General features: G+C 35.0%; 24 protein-coding genes. 6 read left to right on the plus strand and 18 right to left on the minus strand.

Annotated features, from left to right (window positions below):
* The first annotated feature begins 62 nt into the window (after window positions 1-62).
* Complete coding sequence (locus tag ACJ2A9_RS10675) at window positions 63-884, plus strand: YihY/virulence factor BrkB family protein (protein WP_441421635.1); 822 nt, start codon at window positions 63-65, stop codon at window positions 882-884.
* A gap of 87 nt (window positions 885-971) precedes the next feature.
* Here the strand turns inward: ACJ2A9_RS10675 and ACJ2A9_RS10680 are convergent, their stop codons facing one another.
* Window positions 972-2,786, minus strand: a complete 1,815-nt coding sequence (locus ACJ2A9_RS10680) for an SEC-C domain-containing protein (RefSeq protein WP_441421636.1) — start codon at window positions 2,784-2,786, stop codon at window positions 972-974.
* 359 nt (window positions 2,787-3,145) lie between these two features.
* Here ACJ2A9_RS10680 and ACJ2A9_RS10685 point away from each other — a divergent pair, with 359 nt between their 5' ends.
* Complete coding sequence (locus ACJ2A9_RS10685) at window positions 3,146-3,478, plus strand: DUF4870 domain-containing protein (protein WP_441421855.1); 333 nt, start codon at window positions 3,146-3,148, stop codon at window positions 3,476-3,478.
* A 281-nt stretch (window positions 3,479-3,759) separates the two neighbouring features.
* Here ACJ2A9_RS10685 and ACJ2A9_RS10690 read toward each other — a convergent pair whose 3' ends face one another.
* Complete coding sequence (locus ACJ2A9_RS10690; RefSeq protein ID WP_441421637.1) at window positions 3,760-4,344, minus strand: 5' nucleotidase, NT5C type; 585 nt, start codon at window positions 4,342-4,344, stop codon at window positions 3,760-3,762.
* 362 nt (window positions 4,345-4,706) lie between these two features.
* Between ACJ2A9_RS10690 and ACJ2A9_RS10695 the strand changes: the two genes are divergently transcribed.
* On the plus strand, window positions 4,707-4,922 hold the full coding sequence (locus tag ACJ2A9_RS10695; protein WP_441421638.1) for a hypothetical protein: 216 nt from the start codon (window positions 4,707-4,709) through the stop codon (window positions 4,920-4,922).
* An 18-nt stretch (window positions 4,923-4,940) separates the two neighbouring features.
* Here ACJ2A9_RS10695 and ACJ2A9_RS10700 read toward each other — a convergent pair whose 3' ends face one another.
* The 5 genes from ACJ2A9_RS10700 to ACJ2A9_RS10720 all read right to left on the minus strand — a co-directional run bounded on the left by ACJ2A9_RS10700 (window position 4,941) and on the right by ACJ2A9_RS10720 (window position 9,138).
* On the minus strand, window positions 4,941-5,393 hold the full coding sequence (locus ACJ2A9_RS10700) for a DUF2663 family protein (protein WP_441421639.1): 453 nt from the start codon (window positions 5,391-5,393) through the stop codon (window positions 4,941-4,943).
* Window positions 5,394-5,558: 165 nt separating this feature from the next.
* Window positions 5,559-5,891, minus strand: a complete 333-nt coding sequence (locus tag ACJ2A9_RS10705) for a hypothetical protein (RefSeq protein WP_441421640.1) — start codon at window positions 5,889-5,891, stop codon at window positions 5,559-5,561.
* Window positions 5,892-5,948: 57 nt separating this feature from the next.
* Entirely contained in the window at window positions 5,949-6,524 is a 576-nt protein-coding gene (locus tag ACJ2A9_RS10710) for a CPBP family intramembrane glutamic endopeptidase (RefSeq protein WP_441421641.1), read from the minus strand.
* Window positions 6,525-6,556: 32 nt separating this feature from the next.
* A complete protein-coding gene (locus ACJ2A9_RS10715) occupies window positions 6,557-8,080 on the minus strand; it encodes a RecQ family ATP-dependent DNA helicase (protein WP_441421642.1) in 1,524 nt (507 codons plus the stop codon).
* A complete protein-coding gene (locus ACJ2A9_RS10720) occupies window positions 8,077-9,138 on the minus strand; it encodes a helix-turn-helix domain-containing protein (RefSeq protein WP_441421643.1) in 1,062 nt (353 codons plus the stop codon). Before ACJ2A9_RS10720 ends, ACJ2A9_RS10715 begins: the two co-directional genes overlap by 4 nt.
* A gap of 279 nt (window positions 9,139-9,417) precedes the next feature.
* Between ACJ2A9_RS10720 and ACJ2A9_RS10725 the strand changes: the two genes are divergently transcribed.
* Entirely contained in the window at window positions 9,418-9,666 is a 249-nt protein-coding gene (locus tag ACJ2A9_RS10725; RefSeq protein WP_441421644.1) for a ferredoxin, read from the plus strand.
* Window positions 9,667-9,836: 170 nt separating this feature from the next.
* Here the strand turns inward: ACJ2A9_RS10725 and ACJ2A9_RS10730 are convergent, their stop codons facing one another.
* From ACJ2A9_RS10730 to ACJ2A9_RS10760, 7 genes are all read right to left on the minus strand, one after another.
* Entirely contained in the window at window positions 9,837-10,334 is a 498-nt protein-coding gene (locus ACJ2A9_RS10730) for a hypothetical protein (protein WP_441421645.1), read from the minus strand.
* A gap of 66 nt (window positions 10,335-10,400) precedes the next feature.
* On the minus strand, window positions 10,401-10,703 hold the full coding sequence (locus ACJ2A9_RS10735; protein WP_441421646.1) for a DUF2325 domain-containing protein: 303 nt from the start codon (window positions 10,701-10,703) through the stop codon (window positions 10,401-10,403).
* 234 nt (window positions 10,704-10,937) lie between these two features.
* The gene (locus ACJ2A9_RS10740; RefSeq protein ID WP_441421647.1) at window positions 10,938-11,576 is read right to left on the minus strand and encodes a Crp/Fnr family transcriptional regulator; all 639 of its coding nucleotides are present in this window, start codon (window positions 11,574-11,576) and stop codon (window positions 10,938-10,940) included.
* A gap of 239 nt (window positions 11,577-11,815) precedes the next feature.
* Window positions 11,816-12,883, minus strand: coding sequence for a M14 family zinc carboxypeptidase (locus ACJ2A9_RS10745; protein ID WP_441421648.1), 1,068 nt, complete (start codon window positions 12,881-12,883; stop codon window positions 11,816-11,818).
* A 361-nt stretch (window positions 12,884-13,244) separates the two neighbouring features.
* Complete coding sequence (locus tag ACJ2A9_RS10750; RefSeq protein WP_441421649.1) at window positions 13,245-13,631, minus strand: hypothetical protein; 387 nt, start codon at window positions 13,629-13,631, stop codon at window positions 13,245-13,247.
* Between the two features lie 73 nt (window positions 13,632-13,704).
* Window positions 13,705-14,577, minus strand: coding sequence for a peptidoglycan DD-metalloendopeptidase family protein (locus ACJ2A9_RS10755; RefSeq protein WP_441421650.1), 873 nt, complete (start codon window positions 14,575-14,577; stop codon window positions 13,705-13,707).
* 252 nt (window positions 14,578-14,829) lie between these two features.
* Window positions 14,830-15,792: a VanW family protein gene (locus tag ACJ2A9_RS10760; protein WP_441421651.1), complete on the minus strand. Its 963-nt coding sequence runs from the start codon at window positions 15,790-15,792 to the stop codon at window positions 14,830-14,832.
* A 254-nt stretch (window positions 15,793-16,046) separates the two neighbouring features.
* Here ACJ2A9_RS10760 and ACJ2A9_RS10765 point away from each other — a divergent pair, with 254 nt between their 5' ends.
* Entirely contained in the window at window positions 16,047-16,241 is a 195-nt protein-coding gene (locus ACJ2A9_RS10765; protein ID WP_441421652.1) for a hypothetical protein, read from the plus strand.
* A 106-nt stretch (window positions 16,242-16,347) separates the two neighbouring features.
* Here the strand turns inward: ACJ2A9_RS10765 and ACJ2A9_RS10770 are convergent, their stop codons facing one another.
* From ACJ2A9_RS10770 to ACJ2A9_RS10785, 4 genes are all read right to left on the minus strand, one after another.
* Complete coding sequence (locus ACJ2A9_RS10770) at window positions 16,348-16,575, minus strand: hypothetical protein (protein ID WP_441421653.1); 228 nt, start codon at window positions 16,573-16,575, stop codon at window positions 16,348-16,350.
* Between the two features lie 101 nt (window positions 16,576-16,676).
* On the minus strand, window positions 16,677-17,129 hold the full coding sequence (locus ACJ2A9_RS10775) for a hypothetical protein (protein WP_441421654.1): 453 nt from the start codon (window positions 17,127-17,129) through the stop codon (window positions 16,677-16,679).
* A 3-nt stretch (window positions 17,130-17,132) separates the two neighbouring features.
* Window positions 17,133-17,945 (minus strand): DUF3100 domain-containing protein, encoded by an 813-nt coding sequence (locus tag ACJ2A9_RS10780; RefSeq protein WP_441421655.1) that lies wholly within the window; start codon window positions 17,943-17,945, stop codon window positions 17,133-17,135.
* A gap of 117 nt (window positions 17,946-18,062) precedes the next feature.
* Window positions 18,063-19,256: a M20 metallopeptidase family protein gene (locus ACJ2A9_RS10785; protein ID WP_441421656.1), complete on the minus strand. Its 1,194-nt coding sequence runs from the start codon at window positions 19,254-19,256 to the stop codon at window positions 18,063-18,065.
* A gap of 322 nt (window positions 19,257-19,578) precedes the next feature.
* Here ACJ2A9_RS10785 and mnmH point away from each other — a divergent pair, with 322 nt between their 5' ends.
* On the plus strand, window positions 19,579-20,664 hold the full coding sequence (gene mnmH, locus ACJ2A9_RS10790) for a tRNA 2-selenouridine(34) synthase MnmH (RefSeq protein WP_441421657.1): 1,086 nt from the start codon (window positions 19,579-19,581) through the stop codon (window positions 20,662-20,664).
* The last annotated feature ends 27 nt before the right edge of the window (window positions 20,665-20,691 follow it).

Raw genomic sequence — 20,691 nt, forward strand, 5'->3', positions numbered from 1 at the left:
AAGTTTATTTACATAATAACTGGGCATTTACTAATAATTAGTCGAATAAAGGTGGTGTATTTATGCTGTATCTTTTTATTAAAGAGTTTTATGAGCAACTCAAAAAAGATCCAATTCAAGACTCTGCAGCAACGTTAGCCTTTTACTTTATGTTATCAATTTTTCCTCTGCTCATCTTTATGTTAGCCTTACTGCCTTATTTACCTCTGGATATCGAACAAATTTATCACTTTGTTCACGATTATGCTCCACCTGAGCTAGCTGAGTTATTTACTGTTACAGTTCTTGAAGTAATCGCAGAACCTAAGGGTGGATTACTTTCGTTTGGTATTATCGCAACAATTTGGACAGCTTCTAACGGAATGAATGCACTAATACGCGCACTTAATAAAGCACATAACATTGATGAAACTCGATCATTTATAAAAGTGAGGTTAATGTCAATTTTCATGACATTAGGGCTAGTTACTGTATTTTTTGTCACCTTACTTCTTCCCGTTTTTGGGAATGTTATATTACAAGGTATCAATCAAATTTTCCCTCTTCCAAACGAGACTTTTATTGTTTTAAATCGTCTTCGATGGATTGTCGGTGTTGTTATTATGACCATTGTATTAATGGTACTCTATAATCTCGCACCAAATAAAAAATTACGATTTCGACATGTTCTCTATGGTGCTCTTACCGCAACGATCGGGTGGCAATTCATTTCTTTCGGTTTCTCGGTCTATATTGCTAATTTCAATAACTATACAGCCACATATGGAAGTTTAGGGGGAGTTATCATCTTAATGCTATGGTTTTTCTTAAGTGGACTTATCCTCATAGTTGGCGGCGAGATCAATGCTACTCTATATAACATTAGAAAAATGAATAATCGCTAATTGTTAACAAAACAAATAGACATCATACCACAGATCATTCTGTTACAGTGGTACGATGTCTATCATTTGTATTCTTTTCACTATATTTTATCTTATCCCTACAAGTTCCTTCAGACGTTCTCCATTCTCATCAATCATTTCCTTAACAACTTGATGATGTCCAGTCTCATATTTCTCATCAATCCATCTTGTGAACGTTTTCAACGTTGCATCAAAAGCAGTCAACTGTGTTTTCGTCATATCTTTATACAGTTCTGGCCGGTGATTGATCAGCTTGTCCCATAAATCATTTCCAAATGTTTGCCATGTTGCTCTCCCATCAATTAATTCCTCATCACAGAAACGAACAAACATTGGGAGTGCTGATGCATATTTATTTTCGGTTGCCTTCGATTTACCCGTTGTCTTTTCTTTGAAGAATGATAGTACATCAGTTGTGTAGAATGCTCTGGCTGTTTCTGGCGTAAATTGCAACATTTCTAATAATGAAATATCATCATTTGAATAACCTTGGAACGTAAACATGGAAATCATATTTTCACAACGACGGATAATTGTCTCTCTCGACTCTCCACCAGTAATAAATGGAGATAACGGTAAACCAAGCTTCTTTCGTAAATAGTTAAAGTTCTCACTAAGACTAGTCTCCGGTTTGCAGCTTTCAAATTCCTTCTCCTTAAACCACTGTTCAATATCTGCAAGTAAATGTTCATCAGTTTCAGTTTTCTTAGTAAACATCTTATCCATTTGTACCATTGATTGTGCTAGACGGCCATAATCTTTGTTAATATTTCCCTTTTCATAAGCCACACAATAATGTTGGACTTCTGTTTTTGATGCAACTTTTGTCTTTACATACTTCTCATCCCATTTTTCAAACTTCAAATAATCACTAATTTCCTCAAGCCACATGGAAAATTGCTGTGCCTTATCTTTATTTAGTGTCTCAAATGATAATTTACGTTTTGTCAGCTTAACTAAACCATAAATTTCAGCTAAATACATAGCGCCATCAATCTCTGTATCTTCATAGCTGTACATATCACCAATCCAAGCAAATAAACCGGTTTTTGTACTATTATTTAAATCATTAACGAGAACATCATCCCGTCTCTTTGTAAAAAATTGAAATACATGTTCAGAATTATTGATCGTATACGTAAGGTTAATATCTACCACTTTATTTTTATTTTCTGTATCTTCTTTTTGAAGCAGTAGTGTCAGTAACTCCAAATAGTTTTCAGTTATGACTGTACGATCCTCACCGTTATCCTTTCTCAATCGATTGACTTCATTTACCAACGGCTGTATTCTATCAGGACTTGTCCACAATGTCACTCCATGTAAGCAGTGACCCTCTTTGTACGGTTCGAGAAAACTTAGCGCTATACTCCACGGTGGCACATGATTTCTGTGAATCGATTCACAATATGGTAAATAGAACTGTTCCTTTGTCATGATATCTTCAACAACAATTCCATTATCATTCTTATCAATATATTGAATAATACGTGGCACCATTTTCACCCAGGACTCAAGCATTTCACGTTCAAGAGAATCTAATTTCCCCTTTGCATCACGCCACATCCATTCGACAGCCCTTAGTCCATTTTCAAAACGGTGAATAATTGTTGCCCAAAAGCGGAAATACGGTTCCATGATGTCCTGATTAATCAACCCGCTCATTTTATCGCTAAAATATCGGAAAAGTTCCTTATCTTGTTCTAACGTAAGTTGTTTATCGATAAAATCAACGAGCCTATGTCTTAATTCACCTTTCCGCTCAAAAAAGCGCTGCTCCTTTCTCTCATTCAATTCAATGACTTCTGTTTTGTTTAAGCAACACTTTTTATACTTCTTTCCACTACCACATGGACATGCAGAATTCCGATTAATAGACATTTCCCCCCACCTACCTTATAAAAAATAGCTTTATAGCCTATATTTTACAGGAAAAAGCTAAACTAGTGTAGTGAAAACGCTATACAATAATGTAAGAAAAACACTTATTTTGACGAAATTATAAAACAACAGTATAAAAAAACTTTCCATTGTGTTAGTCTTGCTACAATGTACTCATAATGTAGTTCCGTAATAAATACCATGTAACCTCGCCTAATAGAAAGAAAGAAAAAATAAATACTAAAACTTTAATATTAAACATATTATTTAAAGGTATTTCACCTTGCCTAAAAACTAAACAATTGAAATAACTCTAACTACTCATCTTTAATTTTTTTGAGGAGGTGTTTTTGATGGAAATGGAAAGTAAAGTCGTTGAGAAAGACGAGAGAATAATTGCCATGCTCATTTATTTAATTAGTTTTTTTACAGCATTTATCGGTCCATTAGTAATTTGGCTGTTGAAAAAAGAAGAATCTGAATTTGTAGATTATCATGGTAAAGAATATTTAAATTTCTTCATTTCTTACACTGTCTATTCAATAATTAGCGCGATTCTAATCATTCTACTTATTGGCTTTATTCTTTTATGGGTTGTTGGTATTGCTGCGCTTATCTTTACAATTCTTGCTGCGATCAAAGCATATGAAGGGCAGGAATATCGAATTCCATTTATATTTAGAATCTTATAATTGCAGGCGTTAGAATATGTCTAAGACTATTAAATTTTCATTGATATCGTTATAATTTATAGAAAATTCTAATTTATAACTTTACTTTAGTACAATCGCGTGGTAAAGTAATATGTGTAAATGACCTCTTATTTTTCTCTCTTTGGGAAAGCCTTACGAAAAAGGCTTTCTATTTTTTTGAATTTCCACAAATTAACAATACAAAAAGCCATTCAAACGTTCTAACGTTTTGAATGGCTTTTTCATATGATTCTAGAAGACATCACTTTACGACTAAGATCTTACACCGAGATGGTTTTTTCTTGTAGATGAGCGATATAATCAGCAAATTCTAACCAATTATTTACTCTGTCACAATTTACACTTTGATTATACGGATAATTCATCGCAATCGCTTTTCTTCCTGTTGCCATGAATGCCTCAAGATTATGAGGTGCATCATCAAATAAAAGGTCTCCAATAATAAGATCTTTACGATGTGTAAAAATCATATGCTCAATTTGAATGAACGGAAAATGTTCTTTCATCCATTCCTGCTTGTCTGAAACAGCTTCAGCCGGACTTGTTGTTACGATGAATATTTCATGTTCCTTATTGAGTTTTTCCATCACTGCTTGCGAATGTGGAAGTGGTTGTAAATACCGGTAAAAGCCAGGTTCATGTAAATATTGATAAATTTTTTCTCCACATTCTTTTTTAACAAATTTATGGGTATCCCAACTTGTTAAGTCTAAATAGTGGAGCTTGTCATTATAATCTTTATTATACCTTGCATACCAAGGAGTCATTAAGTCTGCCATCACAGAATCCATATCAATTAATAATCTCAAATTGATCACTCGCCTTACAATGAATGTCCTCTCCATTGTACTATACATCCTTCTCCAGGATAAGTGATTTTTCGCACCTTCAAAATTCATAATAATTATTGAAAATTCTGTGAATTTACGATATACTTTTGGAAAACGCTTACAATTTTAACTTTACAATGATGACTGTAATAGATATAATACCAAAATAAGTAAAGCTATTGTGACTTGAGCAAAATTCACTACTTTTTTAACTTTGCATGTAGATGCCCAAGAACCCAGCCTATCACATAGTTACTATCGAAGCTTCTCATATCGCTTTGCTAAAGCCATTTATCAGAGCACTCTACTCGTTGACTTGTCCGCTTGCCTTGTATACTACTGTAAGACTATTTCGATAAAAGGAGAGATGAATCATCATGATGATTACGAAACTGACAAACAAGTCTCTAGTGACCAACGACGACCTGGCATACAATATGCGTATCGGTCTTCCAATTGAGGTCTTTTGCCCAAGCGCACAATCTACAATTGCTTTTGGAAGAATAGAGAGTTTTACTGGTCAGCAAGTGTACATTAGTGGGGCAGAGTATTGTCGTGAGAAGCATTTACTGTTTGGGTTGCCTGCCCACTAATTCTTTTTTCGAAACCTGTTAGCGGTGATACAAATTTATATCATAAGTTTCTTTAAATACCTCATAAACGATGTGGCGATTATTCCATTGTTCAGGGTCAGACCATAATTCTGAGCTTCGTTCAATAATTTCTGTACGTAATTCTTCAAATTCTTTCTCAGCCTTTTCGTACTTTCGATCCATCATATGCACTTGAAAAAAACTGCCAGCAATTGAAATAGCAAATACCTTCATCCAAAAATCATTAATGAAAAATTGAATGGGTGACCCTGACAAATAACCTGTCCCATACATCTTCACGTAAAAACTATACAATAATGCCGCCACGACAAAAGCGATTGTTGTATAAGACCAACGAATTTTTCTCTTTTCATATTTCTCTTCTTTCTCTTTTAGTTTAACTAATTCTTTCAGACTTACTTCAGCAACTTTCGGCAAAATATTTCCTTTAAGCTTTGTTAATGAATCCACCCACAACACCGCCTTTTTCTATACTAATTCACAGTCTTTTAGTAATGTTTATGAAGAGAATATCACGTTCATACACAATTCAAGTTAGATTTTTTTGTACACAAAAAAACATGCTCCTTGTATGCATGTACATGACGATACATAACAATTGGCATGTTTGCAAAATTATAATATTGGATACTTATCACTCCATAATGGATATGTCACTACGACTCCAATTAGTAATAAAAATAAAAACAAAAGTACACGAACGAGTAAGAACTGTACTTTGAATTTTGGTCTCTTCTTTTCTGCTTGCTTGCTCTTTTCCTCTGAATGCGGCTTTTTTGACCGCCTTTTCTTAGCCTCTCTTGCTTCTTTTTCTAATTTTTTTCTTTCAACTCTACTCTTTGGCTCAAGAGTCTGTTGCTGTTTATTTCTAGTTGGTGCTCTTTCAACAAGCTCCTCCATTTTATGGTGAAGCTTTTCTGCTTGATCTCGCTGAACACTCATTGACATCGCCCTCTCCCCCCATCAACAAGCCTTTATAAACGTTAAACTTTTATTAAGCTTTTTTTACTTAATATAGCGTAAACGTATGAGTAAACCAAGAACAAAATCAATTAAAAAATGGCAAAATATCGGTACAAGTAGGTTATTTGTCATATAAAAAAGCCAACCGAGTAAAAAGCTTAGTATGACTGTAACAGAAAACAAAAGAACTTTCCCTAAATAGCGGACATGGATCAGTGCAAACAGAATACTTGCTGGAACTAATCCAATATGAGTCTGTAAGACACCGCGAAAAAGGATTTCTTCTGCAAAAGCAATAACAAGACTTAGAACAAAGATATGACTAATACTACGATTTATAAAAACTTTTTCATTGATACCACCATCATCAAACATGTCTTTTGGTAATAATTTGATTAAGATCAGTTCGATAATTATGACTGCAGCTGCAAGCCCTCCACCAAGTATGACAATTTGCTGTGGATCCCAAATGAATAACTCGAACATCTCAGACCAAGAGTCGAATAGGAAAAAGCCAATAACCAATGCCAATACCAACATCCCGAGTTGTGATACATACACATTTAACAACAACTCTTTATCTGTCATATTTTTTATTAATTCAGACTGCCTGGCCATAAAATCATCCATTCCTAGATAATAAAAATGTATTAGCTATCATGCGGTAAGAAGAGTCGTAACTCCTCTTTCCAGTCAATTTTTCCTTTTTCATTACGGTGCTTACCCTTACCTGAATAAAGTTCCAATTGAACATCACATAAATCACAACAATTCTTTGGCCTCTGAACGAGGGACTCATTAAAAACTGAAAGATAATTCTCTCGCCTGCAGCCTGTTGTCTTACGTATCCATATCTCCATCTGTTCAAGCTTCAACCGTTTTTTTAATTTTCTTTGTTTTATTGTTCTAAGTATATTTTCTCTAATTTGATTAGCATTACTTGAAAGTGTAATTTGACTATGATTTACACCCCCAAGCTTTTCTAGCTGAAACTGTAAAAAACGCCAGACAGTATCACCAAGACCAACTTCTAACATTACTCTTTCTTCGACTTCTTTTGTAAAACTTCCTCCTGTTTTTTCAATTTGTAATAGTGATCTAAATAAATGATCAATCTGTTCTTCATCGGGAAACTCTTGATTAATTAATAACTGAGGCAATGGTTCGTCGTCGTTACTAAACAATAAAATCGCAACACTATTCTCACCATCACGCCCTGCTCGACCAATCTCTTGTAAATAAGATTCCAATTGTGAAGGATAATGAAAATGGATGACATAACGAATATTCGGTTTATTAATTCCCATACCAAAAGCATTCGTACAACAAATTACATCAAGTTGATCTTGAATAAACTGCTGTTGAATTAGTATTCGCGCCTCAGAATCAAGACCACCGTGGTAATAGGCAATGCGGTAGTCTGTAACACTTCTTAAATGATGTGCTACATATTCAGCCCACCTGCGGCTTGAAAAATAAATCATACCCGGTCCTTCTAGATAATTAGTCAGCTCTATAAGTTTGTTCATTTTGTCGTCAACGGATTCCATATGCTGAACGATTAAGGCAATATTTGGACGATCGATACTATGTATGTGTTCACGTACCTTACTCATATTTAAATACTTAATAATATCTTGTTGAACCTCTATAGTAGCCGTTGCCGTAATTGCCAGGCAAGGGGGATTTCCCAACATTTCACGAATCGTTTCAAGCTTCAAATAATCCGTTCGAAACTCATGACCCCACTGCGAAATGCAATGCGCCTCGTCAACAACAAACAATGAGATATTTATCTGCTTTAATACTTTTTGTACATGTGAAGACTGTAAAATTTCTGGAGAGACATAGATAAGCTTAAATTCATCCAACTGTGTAAGAATTTTTTTCTTCTCAGCAAATGATAAAAAACTGTTTAGAGCAACGACTCGTTTTTCGCCACTGCTCTTTAACTGTTGTACCTGGTCTTCCATTAGTGAGAGTAATGGAGAAATAATAACTGCTGAACCTTCTTTGAATAAAGCTGGAAATTGATAGCATAATGATTTTCCAGTTCCAGTCGGCAGCATAGCAAGTACATCATGCCCTTGAAGTATATCTTCAATGATTTCCTTTTGACCCTCTCGAAAGCGTTCGAAACCAAATTTTTTCAATAAAAATCGTTCAAGTTTCACCGATTGTTTCCCCCATTTACCATTAATACCAGCCGAATCATAAAGTAACTTATCCGTTCATCATCAAGTAACTGTTTAATATCTCTTAGCCTCATAGAGTTAGCCTTACCGGCTGCTTCAATAATTTTTTCGCGGACTGCTTTGGCTACATATGGTTCAATTGAAAATGAAGGATCATGAACAGCGATTTCAACAAGGTGATCTTCTATCGTGTTTCTCTTTAGCCGACGAATTCGAGCAATATCTTCGATTGATTTTCCTTTTTTTATCATGCGGTATGTATACGCAGTTGATTCGGTTAATATTAAGTTTCTTTTACCATTTTCAATAAATTGATGTAACATCGGAAATTGTTCTTTTTGTGTTGTTATGGTGGATACAAACTGATGAAGGATTGCTTGAAATAGGACCGAAACATATTCTTTTTCTAAACCTAAAATAGATGCAATTTGTTCAATTGTGTAGCCAATTCGGTGGCAGCCACTGAGACGCATTAGGAAAATAGTTGCCTCTTGCTCAGTCAGTGATGATAATATTTGATAAATTTCATTGTAAATAATTGCAGCTGCTTGGTTCCTATCTATACGTGATGAGGGGAAATGCTTTTTTACCCAGGTCAACGTGCTCTGTTCCTTTGTAATTGGAATAAAATTATTCTTGTCGGCAATTAGATTTGAAAGCGTTTGGAAGTATAAGCTAAACCGGTCCCAAAAACACTTACCGCTATCTCCATATGTCCATCCATCCAATTTCTGAAGAAAATCATATTTTTCTCTTGCAGACAGTAATTGCTGTTCTCCTTTTGGAGTAATCATCAATATCCCATTCTCTTTTTCAACGACATTACCAGTGGACAATAATTCCTTTGTCCACTCAGTCAGCTCTTGTTTTTCAATTTCCTTTAATGTGCCAAATAAAAAAGAAACAGCAAACAATTTTCCATCTTGAATGGTTTGAGATGTCTTCTTCCCCTTCAAAAGGTGATAGCAAGCTGCAAGCGATCGGTTACCATCAAATTTTTTAATTAAGTATAATATTATATTATTTCTAAACTTCATCAGCATTCAGCTTTCTACATTTTTTTTATATTCCTATTTTATCAAATGTTTGGGTGATTTTGCTTGTTTATTTTAAAAATAATGAGGTAACAATAATTGAGAAAACAGCTATATGATAAGTATTCTCATATATTTTACTATTGAAAAGTTCATGAATCCCCTTTACAATATGACTTAGATATTATATTTCCTATCTAACGTGTTGAACATCGTCACAGCACAAACATACATATATAAAGGGGATATAACATTTACTACAAACTAGGAGGTTTATATATTATGGCAAAGTACACAATTGTAGACAAAGAAACTTGTATCGCATGTGGTGCATGTGGAGCCGCAGCACCAGATATTTATGATTACGATGATGAGGGTATTGCATTCGTAACACTTGATGACAACCAAGGTATCGTTGAAATTCCTGATGTATTATTAGATGACATGAACGATGCTGCTGAAGGTTGCCCAACTGACTCAATCAAAATTGCTGAAGAGCCATTCGACGGCGACGCTACAAAATTTGATTAATTAATACAAAAATCCCCTAGCTTATTGTTAGGGGATCTTTTTACCTTTTACTATTCATAACAACTCGGTCTGACACCAATTGAACCGGATACTGAGTCTAGCTAAAAGAAACCCTTTCCCGTATTCAATTCACTGTAAATTGTATGTAAACATCTAAATTCATTCGGTCGTTAACAAACGGAACAAATTTTTGGGTAAAAGAAAATCGATTTACCTGTTAAAAGTGAATAAATTTCAATATTATGCGGTAGCTCTCCATATACCTTTTCGCTTTCAACTAATATCTGTTCAACAAGTGCTTGAAGAATTTCCGGGTTATCGTCAACAGCTGCAGTTAGTATAGTGTATCCACCCGATTTTCTTTTGTTATATAAGAATGAATGCTGCATTCCCACTACCCTCGATTCTTGGTAGTAACCTTCATCTATTTTCATCACATATTGTAAAAGGTAGTTTGTCACTGCTGCGAGGGTTACATAGTAATGTACCTTTGATTCATAGATAGAATCCTGTTTATTCCAACATTTCTCTATTAGCGATAGTAATATAAATGGCGAACGCTTTGTAACCGGAATATTCGTGTATATGTTGATAATCTTCATTACTGAATTTTGAATTTCTGACTTCCAACAGTTTTTTATTCTCGGTTTACTTGTATGTTTATTCATGGGCGTATGTTCCCCCTTTTTATTCATAATTAAAACTCTTCTTATATCACAAAGTGATGATTTTCTTTATACTATCTTTTCTTTCGCTAACTTGTTCTCTTCTAACACCCGATAAATTGAACACCAGGATCGTTTTGCAAAATAGATTGGCACAGATTTCTCTTTTGCTTTTTGTTTAATGACCTTTGATAAGTTGTGATTAACGTAGTCTGTCAATACTAAAATATGTTCAACGTCTTCGGGAATCTCTCTTCGCACCTCTTGACACTTTCTTCCTTTTAAATGACAGATATGTTCAAAACCACAGCTCTGTAAACGGTTTGTTATATTTCCTAAATGATCTGCACCTACTATGAGTAAGGATGACATGTAAACCAGCCTCCAATAAATGAAAATGATTATCAATTTCTAATTCAATTATAACCACTAATGATAATCATTGTCAATTGCGTTTGTAGAATTATTTGAAAAGTTTTGTTTAAGATGCTTTCCCATATAATAAAAACAAAAAACGCACCCTCCTTCCTTTTCTTTAGGAAGCAACGCGCGCTTATAAATCAACATTTAACTTTCAACTCTTAACGTTTAACTAAATAAACTGGTTCACTCTTCATCAACTAACACAATGCCATTTTTAGTCATCCGTACTCTACCTTGTTTTTCAAGCTTTTTCAATTGTCTACTTATTGTTTCTCTAGATGCACCAACGATGTTTCCGAGTTCTTGATGGGTAAGATGAATGTTCTCTCCATTTTCATCTTTAATCTTTTTAATTGCAGCTACTAAACGTTCTTCAACATTTAATGACAATAACTCATTCAATTTCCCTTGTAACAAATAGATTTTTTTACTCATTGATTTAATAATACGAAATGCTAAATGCGGATGTGATTCAATAAATGTTTCAAATGCTCTAATTGGAATCATCAATACCTCAACGTCTTTCTTAGCAGATGCTGTTCCAGGATATGGACGATCATCAAAAAAACCAGTATGCGGGAAAATGTCACCACGATACAAAATATTAATAACCCGTTCTTCTCCTTCTTCTGAAAGCTTACTAATAAGAACCGTCCCTCGCCTTAATACATACAAATATTCACGGTCTTCGCCTTCTGAAAACAAAATCTCTTTATCGTGAAATGTTTTTTCGATCGCGTTTTGGAGTAACGGTTCCATCTCCTCATGTGAAAGCCCTTTAAAAAAATCCATTTGTTTTAATAAATCAATCCAAACTTTCATTCTCTCTCCCCCATCAACAATTTCTATTATTAGTATAACAAAAGGAGTTAAGCATGTAATCAACATCACATGAAATTTACTTTATCTATAGTATAATATTTTAATTTGTATAATTTCACACAGTAATGATGTGAAAAAAGAATGACAATTACCATTCATCAACTCATTTTACCCATATTTACAATAAAATTAATCCATTCATTTAATAGTTCATGATGATTTTCATATTAAACTGTGACTTATAAAATTAATCCTTCTAATGCTAGCAAAACATTATTAGACCATATTTCTGAAAATGATGAAAATGGGAGTGGGTTTGTTCCAACACCAACTTCGATCGTAAATCCGGGACGCCTTTTTTCCTGAATGAACCAGTCTTTATACCCTCCGTCACTATCTGCAGTGTGAACCGGTACATATGAGCTTAATAACGATAACCTTGTTACCATCTCCTCACTTATTGTTGGCTCAAGATGACGATATCCCCAATAGATGACTTGCCCCTGTGAATGAAATGCCAGAACATGCGAAAAATTTTGAGACATCGTTAATTGGTAAACCGCTTGTGCTTCTGGTTCTGTTAATGGACCTTTGCCACTATAGTGCCTTGACCATGGATGTTGCGGACTCTCCTTCGCTTCAATGTCCCATCCGGCCGGCCATTGGTGGTTCAAGTCGACACCGCGAATATTGCTTGACCAGTGATCAAATTGCCGTATACCTTTATTGATTTCTAGCACCTTTTTATAATACGGGTGCTCCTTATAAATGCCTTGTTGAACTAATTCGACCCCATCAGGATTAACAAGAGGTACGATAAACAACTTTATATCTGAAAAAATCTCTTTTAAGTCATATTTATGCCACAACTCTTCCTTTTCAAGATGCTGTAGCATGTGCTTTGCAAACACCATCAAAAACTTTGTTGTCAGCCATTCATTCGCATGCCACCCGCCAGAATAAAAAACTTCCTTCTTACCATGACCAATCACAAGCATTTGAATTGGTTTACCCATAACAGAATAGCCGATCGTTTCAATTTGACATAAATTTGAAAATTTCTTACTAAGATAACGACAATCTTCTAACACATCCATTGGACCATATTCCATCAGACACTGCAGGTCATCTTCTTCTCTATATTCAGCTAAATACGGGGCAGGAATGACTAACTTTTCACCAGGGTAGATGTATTGTTTTTCATGTTGTAATTGCTGATTAGCAATCATCAAATCAAATGGTCTCACTCGGTGTTGATATGCTACTTTAGCTATCGTATCTCCTTGCTTTACTATATAATTCATCATTCTCTATCACCTCTTAACTAGTTTAAATTGTAGAAACTTCATAAAAGCTGATTTCTCCTCTTAAACTACATTATGAATAAAAATAAAAAAAAGAATTTTATTTTATTTATTGACATAAAACTTGGAGTGTGATAAATTATCAAACAATTAAACCTTTCCTGGAATCTAAACAAAAAATAGGTAATGAACATCCAACTTCCCCCCACACGACTTAAGTCGTGTGGGGGGAAGTTTTTTAATTTTTATAAGAGAACATATATAGAGGGGACAAATAATATGTATAATTTTTAGTGACTAATACTGATAACTCTTTTGATAACAACCGTAACAGCGCACCTGACTACAAGCCAAGTGCGCTGTTTTATTCCCATATTTTATTTAATAAAAAAGCTAACTGCTCACGCTTAGGCAGATGAAGAAACTTTTCTCCCATTTCAGTAATAACGGCTTTGTCATTCTCAATCTTAATAAATTGAGCCCTTATTGCTACTTCATAATAAAATTGGAACAATGCTACTTCACGTTGTCTTTTCTTTTTAGGATGAAAAAGCTGATAATTATAGGTCCGATCTAACGCACGCCAAAAACGACGGTGAATTTCTCCATCATTCATAACACGTACATAACCTTGTCTCTTTATCTTCATCAACATAAATACAAAGCTCTCAACAAGAATGACGTTATGCTCCGAAGACTCGGTTTGTTTATTTAACCAGCTAATCAATTCTGTATCAATCATTATTGCCATTTTACTACCCACACATTCTTTTGAACTATATACCACTACTATTTTACCACAAAAAAATAGAGGGTCATCACCTCTATTTTTTCAGTAATAAAATTTCACCTGGGTAGATTCGGTCACTTGTTAACTGATTGGTTTCTTTTAAATCTTTGACTGTTACTTTGTTTCTGCTAGCAATCTTAGATAATGTATCACCTTGTCGTATAACATAAGTGTTTACCTCTTGATTGATCGTTAATTTTTGACCAACAGAAATAACATCACTTAAAAGATTATTGTCATTTTTTATTTCTTCAACAGGGACTTGATATGTCCTTGCTAACCCCCATAACGTATCGCCATTTTGTACTGTTACTACAAGCCCTTTTGCTTCTGTACTGGCATCTTCTTCTTCATGATACAATGCCATAACCGCATAATCTGCTTGTTCGACTGTAGCTACGTTAACTGGAGGCTCGTCCATTAAAACTAGATATGGATCAATCGCATTGGACTTTTCAGCATTCCATTCTCCCTCATGAACTTCAAAGTGAAGATGGTTACCGGATGAACGCCCGGTATTTCCTACAGTTCCAATCTCTTCCCCTTTTTTAACCTGCTGTCCTTCATTGGCCAGCCGTTTATGTAAATGCGCATACACCGTTTCATAGCCATTCTTGTGTGAAATAAAAATAACATTACCATACGTATCTGAATAATAGGATTTAGTGACAACCCCCTCATCTACTGCGAGAATCGGGGTACCTTCAGGAGCGGCTATATCAATCCCATAATGTTCACCTTGTCTTGTTCCATATGTGTCAGTGACTTCACCAACAGTAGGCCAGAACCACTCCTTGTCATTATTGTCCATTTCTTCGGCAAATGAAATCGTCCCTCCAATAAACAGAATCGCAATACACACTGCCATGACAAAAACAATTAGAAAGCGTCTTACATAATCAGTCATTTTTTCCTCCCATTTCATTGTTTTCCATATTTATTATAAACAAGCTATACTCACTATAGACTATGAAGGCTTGGATAAATTTATACTTTAATCGTAAAAAGTGACGATTTGAATAAATATTGCACAGTCCTAGATATAAACTTCTCCACAAAAAAAAACCCCCTCCTGTCTATTGGAGGAAGTTCGTTAATTTTTCAATGATAAAAACCATAACATATTCTGTTAGTAGCCAGTAAGAAATCTGCTTATCAATTAATTTCCCCTTGCTACAAGAGCATTTTGCTGTGAGGTATAGACAGCAACATCGATTCTTCCCCCCTGTAACGAAACATCCGTTTTAATAATTATTGGGAAATCGTACGGGTTTTTAAATTTAAAATCTGGACCACCCCAAGAAACAGTGGCATCCCTGCTTACTGGAACATAGCCGATTTCCCTTGAATGTGTGTACCGTTCAACAACTTCGAGACCAGCTAAATCAATGGCATTGAATAATGTAGATGACGTTTGACAAATTCCACCACCAATACCGATCACAAATTCTTTGTTTACAATTTCCTTTGCTTCTTGGTACCCTCTTTCCCGAGTTCGCTGGCCAACAACGCCATTGAATGAAAATTCATCACCTGGACCAAGAACAAAATGCTGAATGGCCTCTGATGATAATTTAATGTTCATTGATCTCCCTTGTACATTTGGGTTAAAATAGGTTGTATAATTACCAATGGGCACTTCCAAAATATCAATTAATTGGTCAGCAGAGACCGTTGGGGGGGTTTCATAAATCGGCAGGATTAGTTCTTTATTATAATAAGATAGTGTCATTAGTTTTTCTACAAGCTCTTGTTCAGAAAGAATGATCCGATTTTGTCCTTCAATAATATTCCCTTCTAAATCAATCGTTGGGTTTTTCATTGGCTGATCAATCCCTTCAGCCAAGCTTTTAGCAAGTAAGCTTACACTTTCCTCATCCAAACTTTCTGCCTCTTCTTCTCCATATCCTAGCTCCTTTAGATTCACGGAAGCAATTACTTCACCTACTCGGTCATCAACAAGATGAATGTCTAAACTTATTGGTACCTTCTCAATTTCCTTTAACTTGCTTTGAAAATCTGGATTCATTTTGCTCACTAACATGCTTTCCTTACTTATTTGACACCCCATTAACAATACAATCGACATCAGAAAAAGGACAACACGAACCGTTCTCTTCACCTTGCTAACCTCCTACCGATATGTACTAAACAACAAGACCAATAAGCTTGACTAGACAATTCTTCAAAAAAATTCCACAATTTTACTTTATGACTTTAAATATAAAAAATACCTGTCTCATTGTCTGTATAACAAATAAATAAAACTCATTCATTGTTTACAGCCAGCCCTTTACCTTATTACTTGGTATAGTTAAAATAGAATTCCGCCAAACTATTTGTATAAACAAACGGTAACTACTTGGAGGTAAAAATATGAACAATCCATTATCCTCAATCATAAAAAAAGGGGAACAGCTCATTAAAAATATTACAAATGGTAAAAAAGAAGATGGAATTAACGATCAAGCGTTACGTAATCAAATAAATGATAAGAGATGGGTACACATTGCTGTTGAAAAAGTAAATAAAGGAGAGCTATGGAGGGAATGGTTTAAACCGAAGCAATAGTAAGAGTCTTTCATAAACTGATCCAAAATAAATTCTTGAGCATACAAGTGTATGCTCTTCGATGTTTTTCATAGTATTTAATTTTCCGGCAGTCCAATAACATCATCTAGTTATTTTTTTTAAAGTGACTAATGGCTCCGACAATGATAACAATAAAAGTAACACCCAGGCCAATATAGGCAATCCCAACAGGAATTTGATCTCTTACCATAAAAAGCATAAGTCCTATGATTCCAATAAAGGTTAATCCAGCCTGCTTAGGACCCTCTCGTTTCCACGTAATCAGAGGTACTATTATTAATAATAGGAGAAACAGAAAACTATACTCAGACATAAGATACCAAAACAACCTCCCTTCATGATGCTATCACTTAGTATGACATAAAAAACGGCAAGCTAATAATTTAGCTCACCGTTTCTACTTTTATCATGTTATTATATAATGCCTTGTATTCTTAAAATAATCTCTGCAATTAATGCTGATCCAAGAAATGTCCCAAAGAAAACACAAACTGCAACAACGATACTTCGCCATCCTAATTTCACAAAATCTGACCAAGATCTTCCAATCGCAATCCCGGCATATGCTAAAATTGGTGTTGTTAACGCTAATAAATTAACTTCACTTGTCCATGCAACAATTTGTTCTGACCCTGGCATCCAAGGCATTGATACTACAATACCGATAATAGCAATATAGGCAACACTTGGAATCTTAAATGACAATAATTTATGAATAACTAGTCCTAAAAGACAAATAACAATTAACACAACCATTCCCGGAACGGCTTGAAGCGGGAAAATATCATAACCAATCCAATTCCCTAAAATTGCAACAACACCGTAGATCAAAAGTAACAATACCCACTCTTGAATATTCTTAAGCATGTTTTATGCCCCCATCCCTGTATTTTTCTTCTTGTCTCTTCGCTTTGTCATCATATTATAAAGCTTTTCGGTAAGTGGTAAGCCAATAAAAATACTCATATATAACCCTGTTGATAATGAAAGTAAATTACTTGCGCCTGCAAAGGCGATAATATCATTCTCAAGATGTGGAAATGCCGCAACAAGCGAACCACTGGCAGCCGCCATCATACTTCCACTTCCTATCCCTGAAGCCATGGCAAAGGATAGTGGGTGAAGCGGTGTCAGTGTTGCCAGAAAGCCGGACATTAACCCCATAAAAACAGCACCAAAAACAGTTCCAAAAATATAAATGGCCATAACTCCTCTTCCTTCAGGCGAGTTAAATCCAAATTTATCCATAATCAAACCTACATTTGGTTCGCGAGCAACTGAGTGAGTCATCCCAATACTTTCACGCTTTAATCCAAGTAACACAGCTACAGGTAATGCAATAAAGATCGTAAACAGATTTCCAAACTCCTGCAGCAGTAAAGCAGGTCCTGCAGCAATAATTTGAGGTAACGACGGACCGATAATAACGCCTATTTTGGCAATCAATAATGTTACTCCGAGAACGATTAACGGTTCTGCATTTTTTGACTGCTTTTCTTTAACTAACGGTGTAAAATATAACGAAATACCAATAATGATTGCATAGAGCATCGGTAATAGTAAAACAACACCTGGTCCTACTGTAAAAGAATGAGTTCCAATCAATTCTGTTATGATCACTATGGCAAAGACAATTCCGTGAAGCCGCCAATCCTTCCAAATATTCTTTAGTTGTTCTGACATGTAAACCACTCCTTATTATCTTTATTGAACGATAATTACTTAGCCTTCATCACTAAACGGCTACCAAAATCGTTCATAAGCAAAAATTCGGCAATATTTTTTCTAGATCGGCATCACTTAATTTCTTTTTGAAAAATGCTGTAACGCTTTTGATAATGTGTTAACGACAACTTCCACTGTTTCAGGAAGTACATCATCATTCACTACAAACGCAGGATCATGCCACTGACGCGTTACTCCTTTTTCCTTGTCTCCTGTACCAACCCAGAAAAAACAGCCCGGCTTATATTCTTGATATAACGAGAAATCCTCTCCTCCCATTGTGGGAACGGGTTTAACAATTGCTTTCTCTCCTAATACTTCCTTTGTTGCTTCTCTAACTAATTCCGTCATAACCGGATCATTATTAATAGCCGGAACTTGTGGAACAAAATCAACCTTTGCTTTAGCGCCATACCCCTTAGCAATCTCTCCTGCAATACGATTAATTAAATCTGGAAGCTGTAAGCGGACCTCTGGATTAAAGCTTCGAACTGTACCAGTCAATTTAGCTTCTCCTGCAATTACATTATGACCGTGACCCGCTTGGAACTTTCCAATTGTAATAACTACAGGTTCAAATGGATCAATATTTCGACTAATAGCGGTTTGTAATCCCATGACAATCGCAGAACCTGCCACAACAGTATCGACCGTATGTTGCGGAATCGCCCCGTGACCACTATGACCATTAACGGTAATATAAAGCGTATCTACTGCAGCCATTAATTTACCTTCAGTAATTCCTATCTTTCCAGCAGGTATATCAGGTTGGTTATGCAAACCAAATACTGCTTTAATCTTTCCATCATTAAACAATCCGCCTTCAACAAGCTGTTTTGCTCCTTGTGTTGTTTCTTCAGCTGGTTGAAATATAAAACGTACGGTTCCGGAAAATTCATCTCGATTTTCAGCAAATATGAACGCGGCTCCTAAAGCAATTGTCGTATGCCAATCATGTCCGCAAGCATGAGAAACGCCATCAATTTTTGATGAAAAAGAAAGTCCAGTTTGTTCTTGAATTGGCAACGCATCGATATCGGCTCGAAACGCCACAGTAGGCCCTGGTTTTGTTCCACAGATTTCAGCAACCACTCCTGTTTCTGTTTCAATAGGAAGAATCGTACAACCGACATCTTGCAACCAATTTTTAATTTTCTCTGTTGTTTGGAATTCTTGTGAGCTTAACTCGGGATATTGATGCAATTCCTGACGTATTTCTAGTAATCTTTTCATTAATTGATTATTACTCTTTGCTTTTGTCATTTCCATTTTTACTATTACCTCCAACCCTCATTAAATATAAAATGTTAAAAAAATAATTTTAATATATTTATATACCTTATCATTCCTCCTATCTATTAATTCAACATTATATTAAAGGGATTTATTATATTTTTTCTAATTACTCCTATTATTAAGTTATTATTATAAAACAATTCTATATTTTTTGTATAGTATTAATATAGTAAAATATCTACCATTTTACTAAAAAAGATTTCCTGCAATATCCCAGAAGATGTTTAATATGCTCTTATGCTATAATTGTTTTATCATAGTAAAATGTGATATTTAGCAAAAGGATGCGAAATATATGGAAACAAAACTAGAAATACCTAGCATAACAATAGAAGAAGCACTAAAAGAACAAGTCATTTATATTGATGTAAGGACACCAAAAGAATATGAACAATTCCACTTGCCAGGTGCTATTAATATTCCCCTTTTTACAAATGAGGAACGTGCTCAAGTTGGGACTATTTATAAACAAATCGGAAAAGAAGATGCGGTTGATATAGGTGTAAAATTATTTGGAGAAAAAATACCATCAATCTATCAAAAGTTTAAAACGATATACGAAGCAGACAAAGATAAACGTTTTGTTCTATACTGCTGGCGGGGCGGCATGAGAAGTAAAAGTATTGTTTCTTTTCTGGCAGCACTGCAACTGCCAGTTTTTCAATTACTAGGTGGCATACGTGCCTATCGCCAAAAAATCACAAAAGAGTTCGAGGTTAAAGAAACAAAGCCATTTATTGTATTGTCAGGAAATACCGGAACAGGAAAAACCAATATTCTTCATCAATTAGAGAAAAAAGGATATCCAATCATCGATCTAGAGAGTTTGGCTAATCATCGCGGGTCAATTTTTGGGCATATTGGAAAAGAGCCGTATAATCAAAAACAATTTGATGAAAAACTAGCAATGAGACTTAAAGAGCTGGAAAATACTGACTATTATATTATTGAGGCTGAAAGTAGACGGATTGGGAAGGTGCACTTACCTAGTTATTTGTTAAGCGGCAAAGAAGATGGACACCGCATTCATTTAGAGGCAGATTTATCATTTCGAATTCAAACAATTTGTAAAACATATCAATTAGACAAAAACTATGATCAATTTAAAGAAGCGCTTAGTCTAGTTTGGAAACGACTGCCTATAGCCATTTTAGACCAATTAAGACAATATACAGACCAACGTAATATTGAAAAGATTGTTGAACTTCTTTTAATCTATTATTATGATCCGCGGTATGATCATTCTTCTATGAAAAACAATCCTGCTGTTACGATCACTGTCAACGATCTTGAACAGGCAACTATCGAGATAGAAGAAGCGGTTAACAGAATAATAGAATCAAAAATACGATGTTATAAGCATCAACTATTACCTTACTAATTTTGTATTTTCTCACAAAAAAAGTCT

This window comes from Anaerobacillus sp. MEB173 (assembly GCF_052119505.1).
GTDB lineage: Bacteria > Bacillota > Bacilli > Bacillales > JBJMAU01 > JBJMAU01.

Excerpts from the sequence above, each read along its gene's own strand:
- ACJ2A9_RS10765 (WP_441421652.1), top strand. The coding sequence starts at position 16,047 with ATGAACAATCCATTATCCTCAATCATAAAAAAAGGGGAACAGCTCATT.
- ACJ2A9_RS10710 (WP_441421641.1), bottom strand. The coding sequence starts at position 6,524 with ATGGCCAGGCAGTCTGAATTAATAAAAAATATGACAGATAAAGAGTTG.
- ACJ2A9_RS10730 (WP_441421645.1), bottom strand. The coding sequence starts at position 10,334 with ATGAATAAACATACAAGTAAACCGAGAATAAAAAACTGTTGGAAGTCA.
- ACJ2A9_RS10740 (WP_441421647.1), bottom strand. The coding sequence starts at position 11,576 with ATGAAAGTTTGGATTGATTTATTAAAACAAATGGATTTTTTTAAAGGG.
- ACJ2A9_RS10680 (WP_441421636.1), bottom strand. The coding sequence starts at position 2,786 with ATGTCTATTAATCGGAATTCTGCATGTCCATGTGGTAGTGGAAAGAAG.
- ACJ2A9_RS10745 (WP_441421648.1), bottom strand. The coding sequence starts at position 12,883 with ATGATGAATTATATAGTAAAGCAAGGAGATACGATAGCTAAAGTAGCA.
- ACJ2A9_RS10675 (WP_441421635.1), top strand. The coding sequence starts at position 63 with ATGCTGTATCTTTTTATTAAAGAGTTTTATGAGCAACTCAAAAAAGAT.
- ACJ2A9_RS10690 (WP_441421637.1), bottom strand. The coding sequence starts at position 4,344 with ATGGAGAGGACATTCATTGTAAGGCGAGTGATCAATTTGAGATTATTA.
- ACJ2A9_RS10725 (WP_441421644.1), top strand. The coding sequence starts at position 9,418 with ATGGCAAAGTACACAATTGTAGACAAAGAAACTTGTATCGCATGTGGT.
- mnmH (WP_441421657.1), top strand. The coding sequence starts at position 19,579 with ATGGAAACAAAACTAGAAATACCTAGCATAACAATAGAAGAAGCACTA.
- ACJ2A9_RS10755 (WP_441421650.1), bottom strand. The coding sequence starts at position 14,577 with ATGACTGATTATGTAAGACGCTTTCTAATTGTTTTTGTCATGGCAGTG.
- ACJ2A9_RS10785 (WP_441421656.1), bottom strand. The coding sequence starts at position 19,256 with ATGGAAATGACAAAAGCAAAGAGTAATAATCAATTAATGAAAAGATTA.
- ACJ2A9_RS10780 (WP_441421655.1), bottom strand. The coding sequence starts at position 17,945 with ATGTCAGAACAACTAAAGAATATTTGGAAGGATTGGCGGCTTCACGGA.
- ACJ2A9_RS10775 (WP_441421654.1), bottom strand. The coding sequence starts at position 17,129 with ATGCTTAAGAATATTCAAGAGTGGGTATTGTTACTTTTGATCTACGGT.
- ACJ2A9_RS10695 (WP_441421638.1), top strand. The coding sequence starts at position 4,707 with ATGATGATTACGAAACTGACAAACAAGTCTCTAGTGACCAACGACGAC.
- ACJ2A9_RS10735 (WP_441421646.1), bottom strand. The coding sequence starts at position 10,703 with ATGTCATCCTTACTCATAGTAGGTGCAGATCATTTAGGAAATATAACA.
- ACJ2A9_RS10720 (WP_441421643.1), bottom strand. The coding sequence starts at position 9,138 with ATGAAGTTTAGAAATAATATAATATTATACTTAATTAAAAAATTTGAT.
- ACJ2A9_RS10705 (WP_441421640.1), bottom strand. The coding sequence starts at position 5,891 with ATGTCAATGAGTGTTCAGCGAGATCAAGCAGAAAAGCTTCACCATAAA.
- ACJ2A9_RS10685 (WP_441421855.1), top strand. The coding sequence starts at position 3,146 with ATGGAAAGTAAAGTCGTTGAGAAAGACGAGAGAATAATTGCCATGCTC.
- ACJ2A9_RS10750 (WP_441421649.1), bottom strand. The coding sequence starts at position 13,631 with ATGGCAATAATGATTGATACAGAATTGATTAGCTGGTTAAATAAACAA.
- ACJ2A9_RS10770 (WP_441421653.1), bottom strand. The coding sequence starts at position 16,575 with ATGTCTGAGTATAGTTTTCTGTTTCTCCTATTATTAATAATAGTACCT.